The organism is Kribbella sp. NPDC005582, assembly GCF_040605415.1.
GTDB lineage: Bacteria > Actinomycetota > Actinomycetes > Propionibacteriales > Kribbellaceae > Kribbella.
Window position 1 is genome coordinate 192,049 of the sequence record NZ_JBEXCU010000008.1, and the last position, 21,293, is coordinate 213,341.

Annotated in this window: 25 protein-coding genes; 10 read left to right on the forward strand and 15 right to left on the reverse strand. The window is 68.6% G+C overall.

The features are described from left to right. Positions 1–9: 9 nt before the first annotated feature. Entirely contained in the window at positions 10–795 is a 786-nt protein-coding gene (locus tag ABZS29_RS34875) for a L,D-transpeptidase family protein (RefSeq protein ID WP_355468678.1), read from the forward strand. Between the two features lie 7 nt (positions 796–802). Here the strand turns inward: ABZS29_RS34875 and ABZS29_RS34880 are convergent, their stop codons facing one another. From ABZS29_RS34880 to ABZS29_RS34900, 5 genes are all read right to left on the reverse strand, one after another. After that, a complete protein-coding gene (locus ABZS29_RS34880; RefSeq protein ID WP_355468680.1) occupies positions 803–1,153 on the reverse strand; it encodes a DUF2516 family protein in 351 nt (116 codons plus the stop codon). A 101-nt stretch (positions 1,154–1,254) separates the two neighbouring features. Then, entirely contained in the window at positions 1,255–1,809 is a 555-nt protein-coding gene (locus tag ABZS29_RS34885) for a hypothetical protein (RefSeq protein WP_355468682.1), read from the reverse strand. Between the two features lie 20 nt (positions 1,810–1,829). After that, positions 1,830–2,303, reverse strand: a complete 474-nt coding sequence (locus ABZS29_RS34890; RefSeq protein ID WP_355468684.1) for a helix-turn-helix transcriptional regulator — start codon at positions 2,301–2,303, stop codon at positions 1,830–1,832. A 60-nt stretch (positions 2,304–2,363) separates the two neighbouring features. Further along, a complete protein-coding gene (locus tag ABZS29_RS34895) occupies positions 2,364–3,320 on the reverse strand; it encodes an asparaginase (RefSeq protein ID WP_355468686.1) in 957 nt (318 codons plus the stop codon). A 59-nt stretch (positions 3,321–3,379) separates the two neighbouring features. Beyond that, complete coding sequence (locus ABZS29_RS34900) at positions 3,380–4,372, reverse strand: glycine cleavage T C-terminal barrel domain-containing protein (protein ID WP_355468688.1); 993 nt, start codon at positions 4,370–4,372, stop codon at positions 3,380–3,382. Positions 4,373–4,457: 85 nt separating this feature from the next. Between ABZS29_RS34900 and ABZS29_RS34905 the strand changes: the two genes are divergently transcribed. Then, positions 4,458–5,270: an LLM class flavin-dependent oxidoreductase gene (locus ABZS29_RS34905; protein WP_355468690.1), complete on the forward strand. Its 813-nt coding sequence runs from the start codon at positions 4,458–4,460 to the stop codon at positions 5,268–5,270. 71 nt (positions 5,271–5,341) lie between these two features. Next, on the forward strand, positions 5,342–6,310 hold the full coding sequence (locus ABZS29_RS34910) for a hypothetical protein (RefSeq protein WP_355468692.1): 969 nt from the start codon (positions 5,342–5,344) through the stop codon (positions 6,308–6,310). A 59-nt stretch (positions 6,311–6,369) separates the two neighbouring features. Here ABZS29_RS34910 and ABZS29_RS34915 read toward each other — a convergent pair whose 3' ends face one another. Continuing rightward, on the reverse strand, positions 6,370–7,746 hold the full coding sequence (locus ABZS29_RS34915; protein ID WP_355468694.1) for a cation:dicarboxylase symporter family transporter: 1,377 nt from the start codon (positions 7,744–7,746) through the stop codon (positions 6,370–6,372). 119 nt (positions 7,747–7,865) lie between these two features. Between ABZS29_RS34915 and ABZS29_RS34920 the strand changes: the two genes are divergently transcribed. After that, positions 7,866–9,122: an ATP-binding protein gene (locus ABZS29_RS34920; RefSeq protein ID WP_355468696.1), complete on the forward strand. Its 1,257-nt coding sequence runs from the start codon at positions 7,866–7,868 to the stop codon at positions 9,120–9,122. Beyond that, positions 9,115–9,792: a response regulator gene (locus ABZS29_RS34925; RefSeq protein WP_355468697.1), complete on the forward strand. Its 678-nt coding sequence runs from the start codon at positions 9,115–9,117 to the stop codon at positions 9,790–9,792. The genes ABZS29_RS34920 and ABZS29_RS34925 overlap by 8 nt, the downstream gene beginning before the upstream one ends. On the opposite strand, the gene ABZS29_RS34930 is transcribed toward ABZS29_RS34925, so the two are convergent. Further along, a complete protein-coding gene (locus ABZS29_RS34930; RefSeq protein WP_355468698.1) occupies positions 9,789–10,283 on the reverse strand; it encodes an FABP family protein in 495 nt (164 codons plus the stop codon). The two genes, ABZS29_RS34925 and ABZS29_RS34930, sit on opposite strands and share 4 nt — an antisense overlap. Positions 10,284–10,449: 166 nt before the next feature. On the opposite strand from ABZS29_RS34930, the gene ABZS29_RS34935 reads away from it, so the two are divergent. Further along, positions 10,450–10,812 carry a DsrE family protein gene (locus ABZS29_RS34935; RefSeq protein ID WP_355468700.1) on the forward strand — a complete coding sequence of 121 codons (363 nt, stop codon included), beginning with the start codon at positions 10,450–10,452 and terminating at the stop codon, positions 10,810–10,812. On the opposite strand, the gene ABZS29_RS34940 is transcribed toward ABZS29_RS34935, so the two are convergent. Then, a complete protein-coding gene (locus tag ABZS29_RS34940; RefSeq protein WP_355468702.1) occupies positions 10,809–12,389 on the reverse strand; it encodes a hypothetical protein in 1,581 nt (526 codons plus the stop codon). The genes ABZS29_RS34935 and ABZS29_RS34940 overlap by 4 nt on opposite strands. After that, positions 12,389–12,946 carry a hypothetical protein gene (locus ABZS29_RS34945; protein ID WP_355468704.1) on the reverse strand — a complete coding sequence of 186 codons (558 nt, stop codon included), beginning with the start codon at positions 12,944–12,946 and terminating at the stop codon, positions 12,389–12,391. Before ABZS29_RS34945 ends, ABZS29_RS34940 begins: the two co-directional genes overlap by 1 nt. A 217-nt stretch (positions 12,947–13,163) precedes the next feature. On the opposite strand from ABZS29_RS34945, the gene ABZS29_RS34950 reads away from it, so the two are divergent. Continuing rightward, positions 13,164–14,234: a molybdopterin-dependent oxidoreductase gene (locus ABZS29_RS34950; RefSeq protein ID WP_355468706.1), complete on the forward strand. Its 1,071-nt coding sequence runs from the start codon at positions 13,164–13,166 to the stop codon at positions 14,232–14,234. Next, positions 14,231–14,686 carry a hypothetical protein gene (locus ABZS29_RS34955; RefSeq protein WP_355468707.1) on the forward strand — a complete coding sequence of 152 codons (456 nt, stop codon included), beginning with the start codon at positions 14,231–14,233 and terminating at the stop codon, positions 14,684–14,686. The genes ABZS29_RS34950 and ABZS29_RS34955 overlap by 4 nt, the downstream gene beginning before the upstream one ends. Here ABZS29_RS34955 and ABZS29_RS34960 read toward each other — a convergent pair. Next, positions 14,623–15,453: a 3-keto-5-aminohexanoate cleavage protein gene (locus ABZS29_RS34960; protein ID WP_355468709.1), complete on the reverse strand. Its 831-nt coding sequence runs from the start codon at positions 15,451–15,453 to the stop codon at positions 14,623–14,625. The two genes, ABZS29_RS34955 and ABZS29_RS34960, sit on opposite strands and share 64 nt — an antisense overlap. A gap of 95 nt (positions 15,454–15,548) precedes the next feature. On the opposite strand from ABZS29_RS34960, the gene dtd reads away from it, so the two are divergent. Together dtd and ABZS29_RS34970 are read left to right on the forward strand one after the other, a co-directional pair. Next, complete coding sequence (dtd, locus tag ABZS29_RS34965) at positions 15,549–15,974, forward strand: D-aminoacyl-tRNA deacylase (protein ID WP_355468711.1); 426 nt, start codon at positions 15,549–15,551, stop codon at positions 15,972–15,974. 1 nt (position 15,975) lies between these two features. After that, positions 15,976–16,878, forward strand: a complete 903-nt coding sequence (locus ABZS29_RS34970) for a GIY-YIG nuclease family protein (protein ID WP_355468713.1) — start codon at positions 15,976–15,978, stop codon at positions 16,876–16,878. 84 nt (positions 16,879–16,962) lie between these two features. Here ABZS29_RS34970 and ABZS29_RS34975 read toward each other — a convergent pair whose 3' ends face one another. From ABZS29_RS34975 to ABZS29_RS34995, 5 genes are all read right to left on the reverse strand, one after another. Next, positions 16,963–18,186: a choice-of-anchor P family protein gene (locus ABZS29_RS34975; RefSeq protein WP_355468715.1), complete on the reverse strand. Its 1,224-nt coding sequence runs from the start codon at positions 18,184–18,186 to the stop codon at positions 16,963–16,965. 291 nt (positions 18,187–18,477) lie between these two features. Further along, complete coding sequence (locus ABZS29_RS34980) at positions 18,478–18,774, reverse strand: DUF1416 domain-containing protein (protein ID WP_355468717.1); 297 nt, start codon at positions 18,772–18,774, stop codon at positions 18,478–18,480. Position 18,775: 1 nt separating this feature from the next. Further along, on the reverse strand, positions 18,776–19,624 hold the full coding sequence (locus tag ABZS29_RS34985) for a sulfurtransferase (protein WP_355468719.1): 849 nt from the start codon (positions 19,622–19,624) through the stop codon (positions 18,776–18,778). A gap of 18 nt (positions 19,625–19,642) precedes the next feature. Further along, a complete protein-coding gene (locus tag ABZS29_RS34990) occupies positions 19,643–20,098 on the reverse strand; it encodes a DUF4395 domain-containing protein (RefSeq protein WP_355468721.1) in 456 nt (151 codons plus the stop codon). A 273-nt stretch (positions 20,099–20,371) separates the two neighbouring features. Beyond that, the gene (locus tag ABZS29_RS34995) at positions 20,372–21,274 is read right to left on the reverse strand and encodes an RDD family protein (protein WP_355468723.1); all 903 of its coding nucleotides are present in this window, start codon (positions 21,272–21,274) and stop codon (positions 20,372–20,374) included. Positions 21,275–21,293 lie beyond the last annotated feature (19 nt).

Here is a 21,293-nt window from a genome sequence, read left to right on the forward strand (position 1 = left end):
GCTGGTGCGATGCGCGCGTTGAGTATTCGCAAGGTCGTGGCTGGGCTGGTGGCCGGCGCGGCGGCTGCGGTGCTGGGTGGGGCGGGGGCGCAGGCGGCGCCGGCCGAGGTGAAGGTGGTGCCGTTCGAGGTCAGTGGGCAGCTGCCGATCTATCCGAAGGCCCTGTACCGGTACGGCGCGGTGAGTGTGAGCGTGCGGAAGCTCGAGGCCCGGCTGATCCAGCTGAAGCTGATCGACAAGAAGTACCTGGACAACGAGTACGGGACGATGACCCGGGCCGCGGTGAAGAAGTTCCAGCAATCCAAGGGGATTCCGCCGCTGGGGTATGTCGACCAGAACACCTGGGACAAGCTGCTCGCGGCGACGAAGGAGCCGACTCAGCAGGAGCTGTACCCGCCGGTGCCGGTGGTCGACGGACGCAAGCTGGACGCGCGGTGTGCGACCGGGACGGCGTTGTGCATCGACAAGACCACCCGCAAACTCCGGTACGTCGTCGATGGCGTCGTGAAGATGCAGTTCGACGTACGGTTCGGGGCGGTGAAGACGGCTACACGTGAGGGTGGTTTCACGGTCGGCTGGAAGAGCCGGAACCACGTGTCGAAGCTCTACGACTCACCGATGCCGTACGCGATGTTCTTCAGCGGCGGTCAGGCGGTGCACTACTCGTCGGACTTCGCGGCGCGCGGCTACAACGGGGCGTCGCACGGCTGCGTGAACGTCCGCGACCTGGCCAAGATCAAGGTCCTGTTCGACCTCGTCCACATCGGCGACAAGGTCATCGTCTACCGCTCGTAAGCAGGGCTCAGAGCGGACGAGGGCCGCGCCGGCGGCGAATGCCCCAGCCACCGCGACCACGGCCGGTGGCGGCGCGCAGCGCGGGCCGGGCGTCGACGAGGTAGACACCGGCGGCGGCGATGCCGATCAGGCCGAAGAAGCTGAGCCAGCCTTGGAAGAGCTGGCTGAGCGAGAACACGACCAGGATCAGCACCCAGCCGGGCTTCGTCAGCTTGTCCGCGGCGATGAAGACCGCCCGCGGCCGGAGGGCCGCATCGACGAGCGCCACGAGCTTCAGCGCGAGCACCACCCACCAGATGATCTCGAACGGGCCCGCGAACCCCGGGAAGAGGTTTGGGAACGTGGCGAGTGGGAGCATGCCCCGAGCCTAGCCGAAAGACCGGGCGGCCCACCCCTGTCAAGGACAGGTGCGGGCCGCCCGGGCCGAATTTTCACCCTGTGCTGGGTGAATTACTACGCTCAGTCGCCGACCTTGGCGGCCGCGGCGGTGGTCGCCTTGGCGGCCGTCTTCGCGGTCTTCTTGGCCGCGGTGGTGGTCGCCTTGACGTTGCGCTGCGCGGTCGTGGCGGTCTTCTTCACCGTGGTGCGGGTGGCCTTGGCCTTGCTCACCGTGGTCTTCGCGGCGGCCTCGAGGTCCGCGGTCGCCTTCTGCGAGCGGATCCGCCCGACCAGGTCCTTGCCGCGACCGGCGAGGTCCTCGTAGGTCTCCTCGGCCTGGCCGAGCACGGTGGTGAAACCGGCCTGCGCGACGGCCGGCAGCTCCCGCAGCTTGGCCGGGGCGGTGCGGGCGTCGGCGACCAGAGCCTCGAAACGCTTGGTCAGCTCAGCCTGACGCTTGGTCAGCTCGGCGGTGAGCTCGCTCTGCCGCTTGGTGAGCTCGGCCTGCACGGCCTTCTGGTCCAGCTTGGCGAACCGGGTGGTGACGTCGGCGCTGACCGCGCGGACCTTCTCCACGGCCAGGTCGCCGGCACCGGCGATCGCGTACAGCGGGGTGACGGGGGTACGGGTAGCCATCAGGCTTCTCCTCGGGATGTTCAGCGAGTGGTGGTACGAGGTGTTGCAGGGGTCTTCTTGGCCGCGGCCGGCTTCTTCTTCGGCGGCTCGGCGGCGGTCTCGGCGGGCGTCTCGTCGGCGGGCGTGTTCTCACGGACAAAGGAGCCGTACACGTCCAGCAGGACCCGTTTCTGCCGCTCGTTGAGCGCTGGGTCGAGCAGGATCGCGTCGACCACGGCGGCGGCCCCTCGGCCGTCCGAACCGTCGTCCGGATCGAGAATGCCGGCCCGCACGTACAAGGTCTCCGCGGAGATCCGCAACGCCTTCGCGAGCTGCTGCAGCACCTCGGCCGACGGTTTCCGCAGGCCGCGCTCGATCTGGCTCAGGTACGGGTTCGACACTCCGGCCAGATCCGACAGCTGCCGCAACGACAACTGCGCCTGTCGCCGCTGCTCGGCCAGGTACTCCCCAACGGAGCCCACCGATCCGGCGACACGATCACTCAATCTGGCCATGTCCCCAGTGTGCTAGCAGGGTGCTTGCAATTGCAAGCAGACCCGCCGTGACTTCACTCACTACTCGAAGGCAGGCCCATGCGGCCGCACCGAGCCGACCTCCACACCGCCACCCAGCAACGGGAACTGCGACTGCTGCTCGATCACCTCGTGCTCAAGCCCGAGCTTGCGCAGTACGGCGGCCATCACCACTGCCCGGGCCCGCGGCGTACCGTCCTCGATCTTGAGCGCGATCCCGCGGCCGTCCTCGAGGCCCACGGCGTACACGGCCTCGGCGCCCACCTTGCAGAACAGGCCAGGCACCGCGCGCATCAGAGCCGCCTCGTCGCGTGTACTCCCGCTGGCGTACTCGGGGTACGCCCGGTAGGCATCCTTCACCTTGGCCTCGAGCGTGCCGGGCGCCGCGGCGGCGAACAGGCCGAACGACCGCGCCAGGCCGGCCAGGCTGATCGCGAGGATCGGCGCACCGCAGCCGTCGACGGCGACGTACGAGACCTTCTCGCCGGCGATGTCCTCGACCGCGCTGCGGATGGCCTGCTGCAGCGGGTGATCCGGCGAGCGGTAGGTGTCGATCGGCCAGCCGTTCGTCACACAGGTCAGCAGCATCGCGGCATGCTTGCCCGAGCAGTTCATCACGACCGATTCCTGGCCATGGCCGGCCCGGACCCAGGCGTCGCGGACGGCGTCCTCGATCGGGTACGCCGGGGGCGTCTGCAGCGCGGACTCGTCGAGCTTCGCGAGCGCGAGGATCTCGCGGACACCGTCCACATGGAACGGCTCACCCGAGTGTGATGCCGCCGCCAGGGACAACAGTTTCCCGTCCAGCGGGAGGCCGTGGCGCAGCATGCCGACAGCCTGCATCGGCTTGTTCGACGACCGCGGGAACATCGGCTGGTCGACGATGCCGACCGACCACGACACGGTCCCATCGGGATCCGTCACGACGACGGAGCCACGGTGGTGGCCTTCGACGAAACCACTGCGGACGACATCGGCCAGGATCACAGGTTCACTCACGGCACGAACTGTACGGCCTGGATGTCAGGGGCAAAAAGCGGTCTTGCGAATGATCCGGCTCACAGCCGAGCGCGCACGTGCAGCCCGACCTCGGGGTCGACCAGCAGCTCCTGCGTCGCGGTCACGGTCGGCTGATCCTCCGCGACCACCTCGAGAATCGCCTCGGGGTCGACATTCCGCTTGACCAGCGCGAGCGCGATCGGGCCGAGCTCGTGATGCCGGGCCGCGGAGCCGATGAAGCCGATCTGCTTCTCCCCCACCCGTACGGCGTACCCGTGCGTGGGCAGGTGGTCGACCGAACCATCGAGCAGCAGCCGGACCAGGCGGCGCGGCGGGCGGCCGAGGTTGTGCACGCGAGCGACCGTCTCCTGGCCGCGGTAGCAACCCTTGTCCAGGTGGACGCCGATGCCCAGCCAGCCCAGCTCGTTCGGGATCGCGCGCTCGTCGGTGTCCAGGCCGAAGCGCGGGTGACCAGCCTCGATCCGGAGCGCTTCGTACGCCCAGATGCCGGCCGCGGGGCCCTCCAGACCAGCGAGCTCGGCGCGCGGGAGGAAGACCTCGTGCCCGCCCAGCGAGTCCGCACCGGAGCGCGTGAGGTGCTCACCGGTAGCCGGACCCGGCCGCCAGACGATCGCGTAGTCGTCGGTCACGTCAGCGATCTCGACGCGGGACATGAAGACCATCTTCTGCAGCCACTCGACCAACGCGGCCGCCGCGCCAGGCTCGGTGTGCAGCCAGAACGTCTCGCCGTCGTCCACGCCGTACATCGCGTGCTCGACGTGGCCGGTCGGCGACAACAGCAGCGCGGTGGTCGACGTACCGGGCTTGAGGCCTTCGAAGTACTGGGAGGTGAGCGCGTGCAGCCAGGTCAGCCGGTCCGGGCCCTTGATCGTGACCACGTCGCGGTGCGACAGGTCGACGAACGCCTCGCCCGCGACCAGCGCGCGCTGTTCGCGCAGATCCGAGCCGTAGTGCGCCGCGACTCCGGCGTCGAGTCCGTCGGCCTCGACGGCGGCGGGCCGGTCGAGCAGGGGGCTGCGGGTCCGTGACATGTCACCAGAGTACGTCGCCCGGCGTACGGCGATCGCCTCCCTGCGTGGGATGCGGACGGAGGTGGCTCGCGGCCAGGCTGTGGGTATGAGATTTCGATTCGGAGTAGTGGGCAGCCCGCAGACGGGCGACGACTGGATCAAGACCGCCCAGCGGGCGGCCGAGCTCGGCTACACGACCGTGCTGATGCCTGACGGCCTGCAGTTGCCGTCGCCGTTTCCCTCGCTGGCGATGGCGGCCGCGGTGGCCGATATCCGGGTCGGCACGTTCGTGACCGCCGCCCCATTGCGTACGCCGCGCCAGACCGCCTGGGAAGCGCACACCCTGTCGACGCTCACCGACGGCCGGTTCGAGTTCGGGATCGGCACCGGACGGCCGGTCGCCGAACAGCAGACCGCCGAGCTCGGCCTCCCCTGGGGTACCGCTCGTGAACGCCGTGAGCAGGTGATTGAGACGCTCGACCTGCTGCGTGAGCTGGACGGCGAACGTCGTACGCCGATCATGCTGGCGGCCGGTGGTCCCAAGGCGCTAGCCCTGGCTGCCGAACGAGCCGACATCGTCTCCCTCGCCAAGGACGCCACCACACCCCGCGAGGAGGTAGCAGCCCTCGCGCAAAACCTCCGCGACCTGGCCGGCTCCCGAGCCGACGACATCGAACTCGCCATGAACCTGCTCGCCGCCGGCACCCGTCCGCTTCCCGCCTGGACGAAGCGCGCCTCCGGCGTCGACCCCGAAGCCCTGGAAGCGATGGACTCCCTCATGCTGCTCCGCGGTACCCCGCGAGAGATGGCCGACGAACTCCTCCGCCGCCGCGACACCATCGGCGCCACCTACATCTCCGTCAACGCCGGCTACCTCGAAGACCTTGCCCCGGTCATCGAACTCCTGCGGGACAAGTAGCCGGAACCCGGCGGACGCGGCACTCGTCGTACAGCTGCTGCAAGGCACTGTCCGCCCATCAAGGAGTGTTCATGGATCTGATCCTGCCCTCGACTCTCAGCCGCCGGTCGCTGATCCGGCTCGGCGCGGCCGCAGCCGGCGGCGCCGTTCTCGGGTCGGCCGTCGCGCCCGGGATCGCCGAGGCGACGTTGCCCACGTCACCCAAGTTCAACCTGACGGCGACCGAACACCACCTGTTCGGCCCCAAGATCATGCACGAGACGCACCACGGCATTCAGGGCTTCACGTTCGACGACGTCAACCGGCGGCTGTTCGTCGTTCAGGCGCAGAACAAGGGATCCGGCGCCGACCTGGTGGTCAACCAGGTCTCGGCGAGCGGCAAGGTGCTCGGCTCGATGGTGGTGAAGCGGGCCGGCCACGGCGTGTCGATCGCCGCCGAGCCGGTCGGCAAGACGACGTACATCTGGATCGAGTGCGACGCCGACAAGAACACCAAGGACGGCCGCGGTACGGCGCTGGCCCGGGTCCAGTTCAAGAACATCACCCGGACCTCGATCGACAGCTCGGCGAAGTTCTTCAAGGGCAGTAAGAGCATCACCGCAGCGGTCGACCCGGTCAACAAGCGGCTGATGGTCCGCCGGATCGAGAACGGCGACTGGTGGTTGAGCGTCTGGCCGCTCAGTAAGGCGCGAGCCGGCAAGGCCGCCGACCGGCTCGTGCACATCAAGCAGCCGTCGTACGGGCGGACCTTCCAGGGCTACACGTTCTACGGCCAGTACGCGTACCTGTTCTACGGCGACGGCCACACCGACCCGGCGAAGATCAACTCGACGATCCGGCGGCTGAACCTCAACACCGGCAAGTTCGACGGCGACGCCTACGTCACCAAGGCCGGGAAGTCGCTGAACTACCGCGAGCCCGAGGGAATGGCTATCCACAAGCTGGACAACGGTCACGTCGGCCTGTTCTTCGGCTTCGCCTCGCACCAGTCCGGCGGCGGCGCCAACCGGTACGCCAACCTCTACTACAAGCAGCTCTGAACAGACCACGCCCGCCGGGCTGTGGCACCGGCGGGCAGTGTGGGGGGTGGGAAGGGTGGTCAGTGGGTTCTGGTGTCGTTGACCTCGGCAGGTACGTCGCCGGCCGGTAGGTCGCCGGCGTGGGTGTCGCCGGCCGCGAAGGCCACTTCGTCGAAGGGGTCCTCGCCGGCGAAGACCTGGCGAGCCTGGTCCTTGTCGAAGTCCTTGACCCAGTGGCCGACCAGGACGGTGGCCACCGCGTTCCCCGCGAAGTTGGTCAGGGCACGGGCCTCGGACATGAAGCGGTCGATGCCGACGATCAGGCCGACGCCGTCGACGAGCTCGGGGCGGTGCGACTGCAGGCCGCCGGCCAGCGTGGCCAGGCCGGCGCCGGTGACACCGGCGGCACCCTTCGAGGCAATGATCATGAACACCAGCAGGGAGATCTGCTGCCCGAGCGAGAACGGCGTGTTCATCGCCTCGGCGATGAACAGCGACGCCATCGTCAGGTAGATCGCGGTGCCGTCCAGGTTGAACGAGTAGCCGGTCGGAACGGTGATACCGACCACGGACTTGCCGACGCCGAGGTGTTCCATCTTTCCGATCAGCCGGGGCAGCGCGGTCTCCGACGACGAGCTGGACACGATCAGCAGGAACTCGCGGCCCAGGTACTTGAGCAGCTGGAAGATCGAGATCCCGGTGACCACCTTGAGAATGGTGCCCAGGACAACGATCACGAACAGCGCACAGGTGATGTAGAAGGCGACCATGATCTTCAGCAGGCTGAGGAGTGCGGTCGAACCGGCCGCGCCGACCACTGCGGCGAGCGCGCCGAACGCACCGATCGGCGCCGTCCACATGATCATCGACAGGATCTTGAAGACCAGCCGCTGGATGTGACCGATGCCGACCAGGATCGGCGCGCCCTTCGAGCCCAGCGCCTGCAGCGCGAACCCGACCAGCAGGGCCACCAGCACCGTCTGCAGGACCTGACCCTCGGTCAGCGAGGAGAGCAGCGACTTCGGGATGATGCCGAGGATGAAGTCGGTCGTCGTCGCGTGCGCACCGGAGGCCTGTTTCTGGCCCGCCTCGCGCAGCTTGTCGGTCAGGTTCAGACCGGAGCCCGGCTGAACGATGTTGCCGACCACCAGACCGATGAACAGCGCGACCGTCGACATCACCAGGAAGTAGACGAGCGCCAGGCCACCGACCTTGCCGACCGAGGCCGCCTGGCGGACCGAGCCGATGCCGATGACGAGGGTGCAGAAGATGATCGGGCTGATCAGCATCTTGATCAGGTTCACGAAGCCGGTGCCGAGCGGCTTCAGCTCCATCGCGAAGCTCGGGAACAGCAGGCCGACACCGATACCGAGGAACGCGGCGACGATGACGGCGATGTAGAGGAAGTGGGTTCGATCGTTCCGGACCGGGGTCGGTCGGGGTTCGGTCGTGGCCATGAAGACTCCTGTATCGGCCGGCGGGGCAGTACTGGGCTGGAGGGCTTGAGTAACTGTGACGTGACGCACAGGAGAAGTGCGCGTTTCGTTCATATCGTTCTCGGTGCAGACTGTCCGGTGTGAAACACCGGCCGTGGGAGCTCCGTCGCCAGGTCCTCTGGTTGCAGACGGTCACGGTTGCCGTGCTGATCGTCATGGTCTGGATCTCGCTCGTGGCTCGCTCCCGCGCGCAGGCCGACCGCGATGCGGCGGCCACCGGCACCGCCCCGGCAAGTCTGGGCGAGCTCGTCCGCCTCGACCTGCGCCCGATGCTCGGGATCGCCAGCCTGATGCTCGGGGTCGCGATCGCCGGTAACGCCCTGGTCGCCTGGCGGGTCCGCCGGGCCACTCGCGGCATCGGCACCCAGGCACTCGCCCGGATGCTCGACTTCTACGAGGGTGTTCTGCATGCGGCGCGCGAAGGCCTGATCCTGCTGGACGCCGACGGCCGGGTCCAGCTCGCCAACGACGAAGCCCTTCAACTGCTCGGCCTCCGCCAGGTCCCACCCGGTACGCCGATCGAAGAACTCCACCTCGGTACGCCGTTGGCCGAGCTCCTCCACGACGGCAGAACGGCGTACGACGAACTGCATCTCGGCGCGAACGGCGTACTGGTCGTGAACCAGCAACCGTCCCGCGCCGGGCGGATCGTGACACTTCGCGATCACACCGAACTGCAGCGGCTGCTGGGCGAGCTGGACGCGGTCCGCAGCCTGGCCGAGTCGCTGCAGGCACAGAACCACGAGGCGTCCAACCGGCTGCACACCGTCGTCAGCCTGATCGAGATCGGCAAGCCGGAGCGGGCCAGGGAGTTCGCGGTGTCGGAGTTGCAGTTCGCGCAGGCGATGACGGATCGGGTGGTCGGCACGGTCGGCGATCCGGTGCTCGCATCGCTGCTGCTCGCCAAGCTGGCCCAGGCTCAGGAGCGCGGCGTCACACTCACGCTCGACCTCGGCCAGGAGTCGCTCAACACCCGGCTCCCTGCGCAGGACGTGGTCACCGTCGTGGGCAATCTGCTCGACAACGCGATGGAGGCCGCTCGCGGCGGACCGGCGCCGCGCCGCGTCGAGCTCCGCGCCAGTACGACGCCGGACGCGATCGACCTGATCGTCACCAACACCGGCGCCGAGCTCGGTGCGACTGAGCTGGCGCACATGTTCGAGCGCGGCTGGACCACGAAGTCCGAGCCTGGTCATGGCCTCGGGCTCGTGCTGGTCCGCAGTACGGTCGAGCGCTGGCAGGGCACGCTGATGGTCGATCCCGATTCCGAACTGGCCGACGTACCGGCGCTGACCGTGCGGGTCCGGCTGCCGCGGGCGGTGAGCGCGAGTGCCTGACCTGCGGGTCCTCGTGGTCGAGGACGACCCGGTCGCGGCCGAAGCCCATCGCACGTACGTCGACCGGCTGCCGGGCTTCACCTGTATCGGCATCGCCGGTACGGCGGCCCGCGCGCTCCAGACGCTCAGCCGGCCGGGCGTGGACCTGGTGCTGCTGGACATGAACCTGCCGGACGGTCACGGCCTCGACGTCGTCCGCCGAATGCGGGCCCTAGGCAACCAAACCGATGTGGTCGCGGTGACCGCGGCCCGCGAGGTGGCGGCAGTGCAGGCGGCGGCTCGGATCGGCGTCGTGCAGTACGTGCTGAAACCCTTTGCCTACGAGACGTTGCGCGACCGGCTCACGGCGTACGCCCGGCAACGCCGTGCCGCCGAGGCCGGCCAGGTCGTCGCCGACCAGGACGAGGTTGACCGTTTGCTGCACCCGGCAAGGGTCTCGTCGGTTCCGAAGGGTCTCGCCGGGTCGGTGCTGGACCGTGTCGTCCAGTTGCTCGGCAACCGTGAAGGCTGGACCGCCGAAGAGGTCGCCGGCTCGATCGGCACCTCGCGCATCACCGCGCGGCGCTATCTGGAACACCTGGCGGATCAGGGGCAGGCGCTGCGCACGCAGCGGTACGACGGGCGCAGCGGGCGCCCGAAGGTGGAGTACAGCTGGGTCGCCGAGAGCTAGGCGCGGACGAGGGTGGCCCAGAGGTGGGGCTGGAGGGGCTGGCCTTCGGCGGCCATGTCGTAGGCCCACATCAGCTCGCCCTTGACCAGGCCGTAGAGGCGGTGGCCGGCGGTGACTTCCTTCGCCGTTTCGGTGCGGGCGACCACGTCGGTCCGCATCTCCACCTTGGCGCCCTCGATCTCGCCGTACCAGATCTCGGCGAAGCCGGTCGGGTGCGCGAGGATCACCTCGAGCTTGTTGTCCGGCTTCGGCCGCCAGAACCCGGTCTCGAGTGCCAGCGGGCGCTCGCGCTTGCCGTCCTCGCCGACCACGAAGGTCTGGCTGACGTAGTGCAGGAACGGCTTGCCGTTGTGACTGAAGTCGATCTGCTGCCCGAACTCGAACTTCTCAATCGTCGGGTAGTCACCGTGCCCGCGGCCCTCCCAGCGACCGAGCAGCCAGGCCAGCGGCATCAGGTCGGGGTGCAGGTTCTGCGGGATCTCGAACGCCATCGGGGTCGCTCAGCTCGCCTGGCGGCCGCGGAACAGCCGGTAGACGACGTATGCCGAGAACCAGCCCATGAAGATGGACACCAGGACCAGCAGCGTGGTGAAGATGACGTGGAGCACGATCACGAGTCTAGAGGATGGTTCGCGGGGCTTCGGCTACCGTGGCGTGATGTCCCGCACGCTGGTGATCAAACTGACCGCAGGCGCCGACGAGCCGGAGCGCGCCAACCAGGCGTTCACGGTGGCCGCCACAGCGGTCGCCGCCGGTGCCGAGGTGTCGCTCTGGCTGACCGGTGACGCCGTCTGGTTCGCCGTACCGGGCCGGGCGGAGGCCTTCGAGCTCCCGCACGCGGCACCGCTCGCTGACCTGCTCGCCGCGGTCCTGGAGGGTGGTCAGCTCACCGCCTGCACGCAGTGCGTCAAGCGCCGCGACCTGACCGAGGCCGACCTGCTCCCCGGGACGCGGATCGCCGGAGCGCCCGCGTTCACCGAGGAGATCCTGGCCGACACCGCCCAGGCCATCGTCTACTAGCCCTTGCTGAGTTCGTGGCCGCTCTGCTCGCGGCCGCCGCGGCCGGTGGTCTTCGCGTGCAGCTGGGCAGCGGTCTGGCCGCCGCGAGCGCCTTCGAGCGCCTCACCGTTCGGGCGGCTGCCGACCGCGCCGCTCGGGCTCGCCGTACCGGCGCTGTAGGCGTTCTGGTTGCGCTGCACTTCTTCGGGTGACATCTGGCTGCGGGTGGATCCGTCCTGCTGCGGGCTCGCGCCGTCCTGCTGCTCGCGATCGAGCCGCTGCTGCTCGAGGAGCTGATCCTCCGCGTTGACCCGGCCGTCGGGCTGCTCGGCCTGTTCGGCGGCCCGGTCCGCGACCTCGTGGTCGCCGCCGGTCGGGAACGCCTCGCCGGTACCGACGTCGGCCTGCTCCCGGTCTTCTTCCTGGCGCTCGGTCTCCTGTTCGCGGCGACTCTCCGGCTCGTCGCCGTCCACACCGTCCTGCTCGACCTGCTCGCGCTCCTCCTGAGCTTGCGGCTCGCGCTCCTGCTGTTCGCGCACCTGCTCCTGAGTCTGCTCCCGCGGATCCTGCTGCTGAGCTGCCTGCTCCTGAGCCTGCTGCGGGTCTTGCGCCTGCTCGCGCTGCTCCTGCTGGGCTTGGTCGCGCTGCTCCTGCTCAACCCGCTGCTGCTGCGCCTGCTCCTGGCTGGGCTGCTGCTCCTGCCGGGTCTCCGTCTGCTCCTGCTGCGGAGACTCCTGCGACTGGTCCTGCTGGTTGCGAGCCTCCTCGACCTGCTCGGCCACATCTCGCGGCGGCATCTCGTTGCGCTGCTCGGCCTCGGCGCGCACCTCGTCGACCAGCTCACGGTCGCCCAGGCCGCCGGAGTTCTCCATCTCCTGGCGCTGCTGCTCGCGGATCTGCTCGCTCTGCGCTTCCATCGACTGCCGGGACTGCTCGCGAGCGGCCTCGTTGTCGGCGCGCATCTGCTCGGCGGTCTGGTCGAAGTCGTCGTCGAGCGCGGCCGCGGCGCCGGCGCCCGCGGCGGCTTCGGCGACCGGCAGGCTGGGGTTCGGCGTACCGGACTCAGTGCCGCGCTGCTCCTCCTCCTGCCGCTTGCGCTCCTCTTCTTCGCGCTCGCGCTGTTCTTCCTGCTCGCGCTGCCGCTCTTCCTCTTCGCGCTCGCGCTGCTCCTGCTCCTCGCGCTCACGCTCGTCCTGCTGCTCCTGCTCGGAGCGCTCGTCGCGGTCGTCGGTGACCTCGTCGCGCTCCTCGATGTCGTTGCGCGAGTCGTCCGGGTTGCCGTCCCGGTTCAGGTCCTGGTTCGCCTCGAGCTCCCGCTGCCGGTCGTCGAGCTCGCGGCGCAGATCGGCTTCGCGCTGCCGCAACGTCTGCACCTCGCGCTCGAACTGCGCGTACCGCTCCGTGGGCGGCCGCTGGGAGGTGACCTGATCCACGCCCCAGTGGTGCCGCTGGATGTTGCGGATCTCCTCCATCAACGGGCGCGGCATCTGCGCCTGCCGGTTCTGCTGGAGCTGCCGCCGGAAGCTGTCCAGGTCCCGGGCCAGCTTCCGGACCTGCTTGAACAGGATCTCCAGCATCTCTTCGGCTTCATCAGCCATCAGGCGACCTCGCTCGCATAGACGGAGTACCCGAACCCGGCCTGCGGGGTGTCCACAGTCGGCTGCGTGGCATACAGATGGAACTCGGCGCCCGGGCGCAGCCAGACGGCCAGGTGCCGTCGCCGGCCCCGCCACTCCGGCGGAACCCGCGGATCCGATCCGGGACCGACGTACACCGGGGCGCCCCAGTGCCGGCGGCCGCGCTCGATCTCGGCCGGCCAGTGCTCGTCGAGCCCCTCTTCGGCCGCGGGCAGCTCGCCGGGCCCGATGTCGTACGCCGACCAGCCACTGCGCGGGCTCTCCGGCAGTACGGCGTCGGGGAGCAGCAGCATGACGGTCTCGCGCGGGGTGATCAGGCCCCAGGTGAACTGCTCGGGGTCGATGTTCCCCGGCGCCCAGGGGCGCCAGCCGGTGGCGGCAGTGACTCGCAGGACGCGCTGCCGGATGGCCTCCGGGCCGGCTCCGGGCGGTCCCCAGACCGACGTCCACTCGGACACCTCGGCCAGGTCCGCCATGGCGCGCTCGTCGTCGTCGGACGGCCGCTGCTGCGTCTTCACCTGCTACTCACTCCTCTCCCCTGATCCGCCCCAGCCTATGCCTTCGGCAGGCCGTCCACCTCGTGCATAGACGTGCCGAAAGCTGCAACGGATCCCGTTCGCGAGCAGTAACCGGTGATCGCCGTTCAGCGGCCGTGATCTGCGCTGTAGTTGAGACATGAAGCTTCCGGCCCCTCCGACGGAGAACTCGTTTCGGTCGCCACTGCACCATCCGCGGGTGGCGACCGTGCTCGGCCGCTGGCTGGCCGCGGCGGTGGCGATCTGCTTCCTGACCGGCCTGTTCAGTCATTTCGTCCAGGAAACGCCCGCCTGGCTGCACATCCCGACCCGCCCGGCCTCGCTCTACCGAGTGACTCAGGGTCTGCACGTGCTGAGCGGGACAGTCGCCGTACCGTTGCTGCTGGCAAAGCTCTGGACGGTCTACCCCAAGCTCTTCGCGAAGCCGGAGCTCAAGACGCTGCTCGAGCGCGGATCGATCCTGGTTCTGGTCTCGGCGATGGCGCTGGAGCTGTTCCTCGGCTATCTCAACACTCTGCAGTGGTATCCGTGGCCGTTTCCGTTCAAGCAGACGCACTACGCCCTGGCCTGGATCATCGTCGGCGCACTGCTCGTCCACATCGCCGTGAAGCTCCCGCTGATCCGCGCCCACTGGCGCCGTACGACGGAAGCCGTGCCAGAGTCTTTGCCGCCAGCAACCACCGGGCTGACCCGCCGGGGACTGTTCCGTACCGTTGCCGGCGCTGCCTCGCTGGTCGGAATCAGCACCATCGGTCAGTCCGTATCGGCGTTCGGGCCGGTCGCCGTTCTCGCACCACGCAAGCCGAACATCGGCCCGCAAGGCCTGCCCGTCAACCGCACGGCCCACGACGCGGGCGTCTCGGCCGTCGCGGCCGACTGGCGCTTCACGGTCAGTGGCCCTCAGCAACTATCGCTGTCGCTGGCGGATCTCCAGCAGCTTCCGCAGCGCCGCTCTGCATTGCCGATCGCCTGTGTCGAAGGCTGGAGCCAGGGCGCCCACTGGGAGGGCATCCGGATCCGCGACCTGCTCGAACTCTGCGGCGCTCCGGCGTCGTCCCGAGTCCGCGTCGTCTCGATGGAGAAGGGCGGCTTCTACGCGACAACCGAGCTTCCGCCGGAGTACGCCGCCGATCCGCTCACGCTGCTCGCCTTGCGGCTCAACGGCGCCGAGCTCGCCCTCGACCACGGATTCCCGGCCCGGATCATCGCGCCGAACCGCCCTGGCGTCCTGCAGACCAAATGGGTGCACCGACTGGAGGTCATCAGATGAAGGCCCGCGCCGCCCTGATCGCGGTCGGCGTCGGCTTCGGCCTCTGGGGTGTCTGGCTGATGCTCCAGGCGCTGGAGCCGCCGCAATTGATCCGGCTGCCGCTCTGGCTGGGCGGCGCCGTCCTCGTCGACGACGCCTTTCTCGTCCCGATCACCGTCGCCGCCGGCTGGCTCGTCACCCGCTGGTCGATCGGCCCCGACCATCACCGCACGGTCGGCGCCGTCCGCACCACCTTGCTGTACGTCGGAATCACCACGCTGATCGCGATTCCGCTGCTGCTGCGGCAGGGCAAGGGCGCCAACCCGACCGTCCTGCCGCGCAACTATCTCCGGGACTGGCTGTTGCTCGAAGCAACGATCGTCGCGGTCGGCCTGGTGGTGTTCGTTGTTCAGCGGTCACGCTTGACGTTGAGCAGGTCACGCGCCTCGTCCGGTGACATCGGCGGCCGCTGAGCCATCGTCGCGAGCGCGGCGGCCCGCTCGACCAGCTCCGCGTTGTGGTTCACCGGCTGACCCTTGGCCAGGGTCAGCGTGTCCTCCATGCCGACGCGGAGGTGGCCGCCCTTCGACAACGCGGCCAGCGCGACGGTGATCGACGAGCGCCCGATGCCGGTGGCGGACCACGACGTCACCGCGGCCGGCAGCGCGTTCACCGCGGCCACCAGGGCATCCGTCGTACCGGGCATGCCGCCGGGCACACCCATCACCAGGTCGCAGTGGACGCGGCCGCCGTACGGGAGGCCGAACTTGTCCAGCAAGCGGTGCAGCGCGGCGACCTGGCCGAGGTCGAACAGCTCGAACTCCGGGACGATCTCCCGCTCCTGGCTGAGCTGGTAGAGCTCGGTCACGAACGGCCATGGGTTCATGAAGACGTCGTCGCCGAAGTTCACCGTGCCCATCGTCAGCGAGCAGGAGTCCGGCGCGGCGTCGAGCACCCGCAGCCGGTGGTCGTACGGATCGGTGACCGCGCCGCCCGAGGAGAGCTGCACGATCAGCCCGGTGTTCGCGCGGACCGCGGCGACCGCCTCGGTCAGTCGGCCGAGGTCGAGCGTCGGCCGGTGCTCGCCGTCCCGGATGTGCAGGTGGATCATCGCGGCCCCGGCCGCCTCACACCGCTTCGCCGTCTCGACGAGCTCCTCGAGCGTGGTGGGCAGCGCCGGGCAGTCCGCCTTCGCGGTCTCGGCGCCGGTCGGGGCAACGGTGATCAAAGTCGAGGCCATGGAGCAAATACTGCCAGATCCCGGCTGACGACGGGAGATTCCCCGGTCAAACTAGCTCATCACAGGATTTCTTCCGGCACGGCAGGATTAGCCTTATGAGAGCAGTCGTGCAGCGAGTCAGTCAGGCGTCCGTCACGGTCGAGGGCGAGGTGGTCGGCGCGATCGACGGGCCGGGGCTACTGGTCCTGCTCGGCGTGACGCACGACGACACGGTTGCGACGGCGAAGACGCTGGCAGCGAAGATCTGGACCCTGCGCATCCTGCACGGCGAGCGCTCCGCCTCCGACGAGCAGGCGCCGATCCTCGCGATCAGCCAGTTCACCCTGTACGCCGACACCCGCAAAGGCCGCCGCCCGTCCTGGAACGCAGCCGCCCCAGGCCCCGTCTCCGAACCCCTGTACGGCGCCTTCTGCGCGACTCTGGAGGAGTTGGGCGCGAAGGTGGAGCGGGGCAGGTTCGGCGCCCACATGGACGTCAGCCTGGTCAACGACGGCCCGGTGACACTGATCCTCGACGCCTGACATGGATCAAGCCCGTCTCGTCGCCCGTCGGTTGCCGCAGGCGCCCGGCGTCTACCGCTTCCGCGACGACAACGGCCGCGTCCTCTACATCGGCCGCGCGGTCAACCTGCGCCGCCGTGTGCTGTCGTACTGGACGCATCTCGGCGACCGGCCGCGGCTGGCCCGGATGGTGAACCGGATCGCTCGGGTCGAGGGTGTGGAGTGCGACTCCGAACACGAGGCAGCCTGGCTCGAGCGCAACCTGCTCGAGCACACCAAGCCTCGCTGGAACCGGACCGAGGGTGGCCAGGAGGTCATCGGGTACATCCGGTTCGACGCTGGTCCCGCTCGCCCCGGTCTGCGATTCACCCACACGATCACGTCGGGCGCCCGGCACTTCGGGCCCTACCTCGGCGGGCTCCGCATCCGGCAGGCGATCTCGGCCCTGCACCGCGTGATCCCACTGCAGTACACGGCCGAGGCCAACGGCAGTCTGCGCGAGTTCGCCGAGCTCGTCGGCGTCAGCCCCAGCGACCGGGAGGCGCTCACGAGCGCGGTGTGCGCCGTACTCGATCGCGATCCTGCGGCGGTGAACGCCGTACGGGACGAGTTGGCCCGGCGGCGAGACCGTGCGTCGGCGGCGTTGCGCTTCGAGTTCGCGGGGAAGTTGCAGGACGAGCTGGCGGCGTTCGAGTGGATCGTGGCCGAGCAGAAGGTCTCACTGCTGACAGCTGACGATGCGGACGTCTTCGGATGGGCCGACGGCGTCATGGTCGGCTTCGGACTGCGCGACGGCCGGGTGCGGACCTGGAGCCAGCACGCGATGAGCGAGCGCACCGCACGCGATCGGGTGGCCGCCACTCCGCCGGCCTGGCAGTTGTTTGCCCAACGCAACGCCGAGCTCGCCGCACGCTTGCTGGCATAAGAGAAACCGCCCCGGATCCCGAAGGACCCGAGGCGGTTCTCAGATTTCTGAGACGGTGAGGTTCGACTCAGACAGGTGGCTCGATCAGCCGATGACGCCCGCGGCGGAGTGGCCGACGACAACCTTGGTGTTCAGGCTGTAGACATCGATCACCAGTGCGTTCACCGCGATGTACCGCTGCTGCTTGACGACCTGGTTGAAGGTCAGCTTGGCGATGCCGGGGATGTCCAGCGTGGAGTTCACGCCGGTCTTGACCGGGTAGACCTTGCCGTTGACCGAGATCGAGGCGATGCTCGACTTCGAGTCGACGCCGTACTTGCCGTCCTTGGTCTTCCAGGCCGACGCCGAGGAGTTGATGGCGCCGATGGCGAGGTTGCCGACCTTCACACCCGCGACGTGCGAGGTGAAGTTGACGGCGGCCTTGCTCGCGTTCTGGTAGCCGTTCTTCGTGGTGTAAGCAGCACCGACGTAGGCGACCTTCGGGATGACGACCTCGCCCACCGAGGCGCGGATCGTCTTGCCCTCGGTGCCCTTGCAGGTGGCCTGGTACGACGTCGGGCCGGACACGACCAGCTTGTCGACGTTCGCCTTGGTCACGAAGGCGTCACCGATGACGATCCCGACGGCCGGCTTGGCGATCTCGGCGCGCGTCTTCAGGATCGCGACGTCGACACCCTCCGGGATGTACTTGTTCTTCACGTTCGCGTGGACCACGACGGCCTGCGCGTACGAGTAGATGCCGCTCTCGCTCTTCACGCCACCGACGCGGTTCAGCACGATGTAGCCGAGGCCCGGAACGGCGACCTTGGTGTTCCAGTCGGGCTTGATCAGCGACGGCACCGAGATGCCACCGATCTTCACACTGGCGAACGTGGTGCCGCCGGTGTAGGAGAGCTTGCCGTTCTTGTAGACAGCCGTGGTGGTGGTCTTCACACCGGACAGCTGGAGCAGGCTGCCGATCTTGATGTCGACCGCCGAAGCGTTGCTGGTGACGCCGTTGCCGGACTTGTTGTTGAACGCGTGGGTGTCGGTCCGCACGGTGCGCGCGATCGCCTGGTTGTTCACGTTCGCCGCGGCGACGTCGTTGGACATCTTGGCCGACGCGTTCGTGGTGCAGCTGATGGTGCTCACGGTCTGCGGGCCGCTGTTGACGACACCGCCCGTGGCCTCGACACCGATGCCGTAGCCGCTGTAGCCGAAGACCGGCGACGCGGACGCAGAGCCCGAAGTCAGCGCGATCGTAGAAGCGACGCCGACGACCGCCGCTACACCGACGGCGGCGAGCTTCTTGTTGATGCGGGGTCCCATGACCCCTCCTCCCTGAGTGATGACATGACCCGTAGCGCGGGCCAGGACACAGAGGACAACTCGGGCAGTTGCGGTAGGTAACGAGCCTGATGCGCTCCGAGATCAAACCGTTACCTTGCGATTCAATGAACCCGCACCCATAACCCCGGCCGAATGACCACCGATCCGTTGCCCGCAAGGAGTTCCGGGCATGCCGAAGGGCCCGGACGCGCAAGGTCCGGGCCCTTCGGGAACTGCCTCAGGGTGGGCCGCCGTCCCGTGACGGCGGCACCATCAGTAACGAGCCAGAAGTCAGACGGTAACGGCCACTTCCGCGACCGCGCCGTACTGGGCGACGACCTGGCGGTCGACCGGCTCGGCCTTGGGCGCAAGCGTGCGCAGCGTCCACTCACCAGGCTTGGCGAAGAACCGGAAGTGCCCGGTGGCCGACGTCGGCACCTCGGCGGTGAACTCACCCGTTGCGTCCAGCAACCGCACGTACGCGCCGCCGACCGGCTCCTCGCCGCGCAGCACCTGGCCCTGGATCACGGCTTCCTTGTCCACGTCGACGCCCTTGAGATCAAGGCCGCCCTTCTTGGCTCCGCACATGTCAGGCCTCCCCGGGCTCGTCGCCGAGGGCGACCGGTACGCCGACCAGCGAACCCCACTCGGTCCACGAACCGTCGTAGTTCTTGACGTTCTCCTGGCCGAGCAGCTCGTGCAGCACGAACCAGGTGTGCGCGGAGCGCTCGCCGATCCGGCAGTACGCGATGGTGTCCTTGCCGAAGTCGACCCCGGCGTCGGCGTACAGGGTCTTCAGCTCGTCGTCGGAGCGGAAGGTGCCGTCGTCGTTGGCCGCCTTGCTCCACGGGATGCTGGCCGCGGTCGGGATGTGACCCGCGCGCTGCGCCTGCTCCTGCGGAAGGTGGGCCGGGGCGAGCAGCCGGCCGGCGTACTCGTCGGGGCTGCGCACGTCGACCAGGTTCTTGACGCCGATGGCCTCCTCGACCTCACCGCGGAACGCGCGGATCGACAGGTCCGGCTCCTTCGCGACGTACTCGGTGGCCTCGCGCTTGACGACCTCGTCGGTCAGCTCGCGGCTGTCCAGCTCCCAGCGCTTGCGGCCGCCGTCGAGCAGGCGGACGTCGGCGTGACCGTAGAGCTTGAAGTACCAGAAGGCGTAGGCGGCGAACCAGTTGTTGTTGCCGCCGTACAGCACGACGATGTCGTCGTTCTTGACACCGCGGCCGGACAGCAGCTCCTGGAACTGCTGCTGGTTGACGAAGTCCCGGCGGACCGGGTCCTGCAGGTCGTCCTTCCAGTCCAGCTTGATCGCACCGGCGATGTGGCCGGCGTCGTACGCCGAGACGTCCTCGTCGACCTCGATCAGGACGACGTTGGCGTCATTCTTGTGCTCCTCGACCCAGTCGGCCGAGACGAGCGCGGTTTCCCTGCTCATGTGTGCTGCCTCTCTCACTCAGTTGGTAGCGGTGCTTGGCGTACGAATGCGTTGGATCAGTAGAAAGGCCTCGCAGCCGAGGCAGAGCCCCACAGCCGCGTTCACGAACGCGGCGACGAGGGCGAATCCGGTGGCGACCACTCCGAGCACGGTCGCGCCGCTCAGATAGCCGATCAGGCCGGCGATCGCGAAGATCAGCCCGACCAGTTGGGCGAACCGCGGCGGCGCCGCGTCCTCCAGCTCCTGCGGCGGTCCGAGGCGCGGGCGGACGACCCGCTGGAAGACCTGGCCGTACGGCGACGCCTGGACGCCGAAGGCGGTCCCGATCGCGAACACCAGGGTCTGGACCGCCAGGATCCACGGGTTACCGAGGATCAGTGTCAACGCCAGCAGAACCGCGGTCACACCGGCTGCGAACCGGAGCCCCCGCGGGTCGACCTGGGGAGGAGAAAGCTTGGCCGTCTGTTCGGACATGACGACTCCTGGAGGAGGAGTGGTTCGAGCCGGACCCGCCCGTACCTGCGGGAGACGACGTACGTGGAACCGCGCTCAGCGATCAGTTCCACAGCGCTCGGGACGCCGCCTGGTCAGCGGCCACGACACAGCGACGAGCGCATGCGGCAGTTGTCCACTGCGCGGCGCTTGGTCAGCAAGGTCGTGTACTCCACGCTCCGAGAGTACGGAACGTGGAGCACGAGGTTCTCAGTTGTCCCATTTAGTGAGACAACTGATCAGGATGCGGACATACTAGGTGCGGACGACGTTCGTCTCGGCGATCTTGTCGTGCAGCGCCTGCTTCTTGTCGTCCCACAGCGGCCACAGGTAGTCGAGCAGTGCGACCAGCCCGAGCAGCGAGCCGACCAGCGGGACCAGGCCGAGGACGCCGATGGCGGCGAAGAATCCGGCCCGCTTGGCGATCGCGACGTTGCTCGGCAGGCCCGGGCGGTCCCGCAGCCGGACGCCGATACTGAGCGCCATCTTGCCCGGGGTCGCGCCCTTCTTGGTCAGGAAGAAGAACTCGTAGGCGAAGGCGACCGCGGCGCTGATCAGCGTGATCGGGATGATCCACTTGTAGACCTCGGCCGGCAGCGCCGAGCTGGGCGGCTGCGTACCCGCGGCCGCCGCGTCGAAGACGCCCTGGAAGTAGTCGATCGCCCACTGCATGTACTGCCAGATGAAGTAGCCCGAGAACGGCAGCGCGATGATGCCGGCCAGGATGTTGTCGATGATGCGCGCGCCGACCCGCCGCCACCAGCCGGACAGGGGCTGGCCGTCCGGGGTCGCGAACTTGTTCTGCGCCGCGTAGCCGTAACCACCTTGCTGCTGCGGGTACGCCGGGTAGCCGTGCTGCTGGTGCGGCTGGCCGTACTGGGCCCGCCCGTACTGCGGTTGCGGCGGCACAGGACCCGGCTGGCCGTAGATCGGCCGGTCCTGCGCCGGCGGCCGGGGCTGTGCGCCGCCGTACACCTGACCGTGCTGCGCGGGCTGACCGCCGTAATGCTGCTGGCTCTGGGCGGGCTGACCGTACTGCCCCTGGTACGGCGACGGCTGCTCACGTGGACGCCGCTGATCGGTCCACACGCTGCCGTCCCAGTAGCGTTGCTGGGACTGGTCCTGAGGGTCGTCGTACCAACCGGCTGGGAAGCTCACCCGCAAAGCATTGCCCACG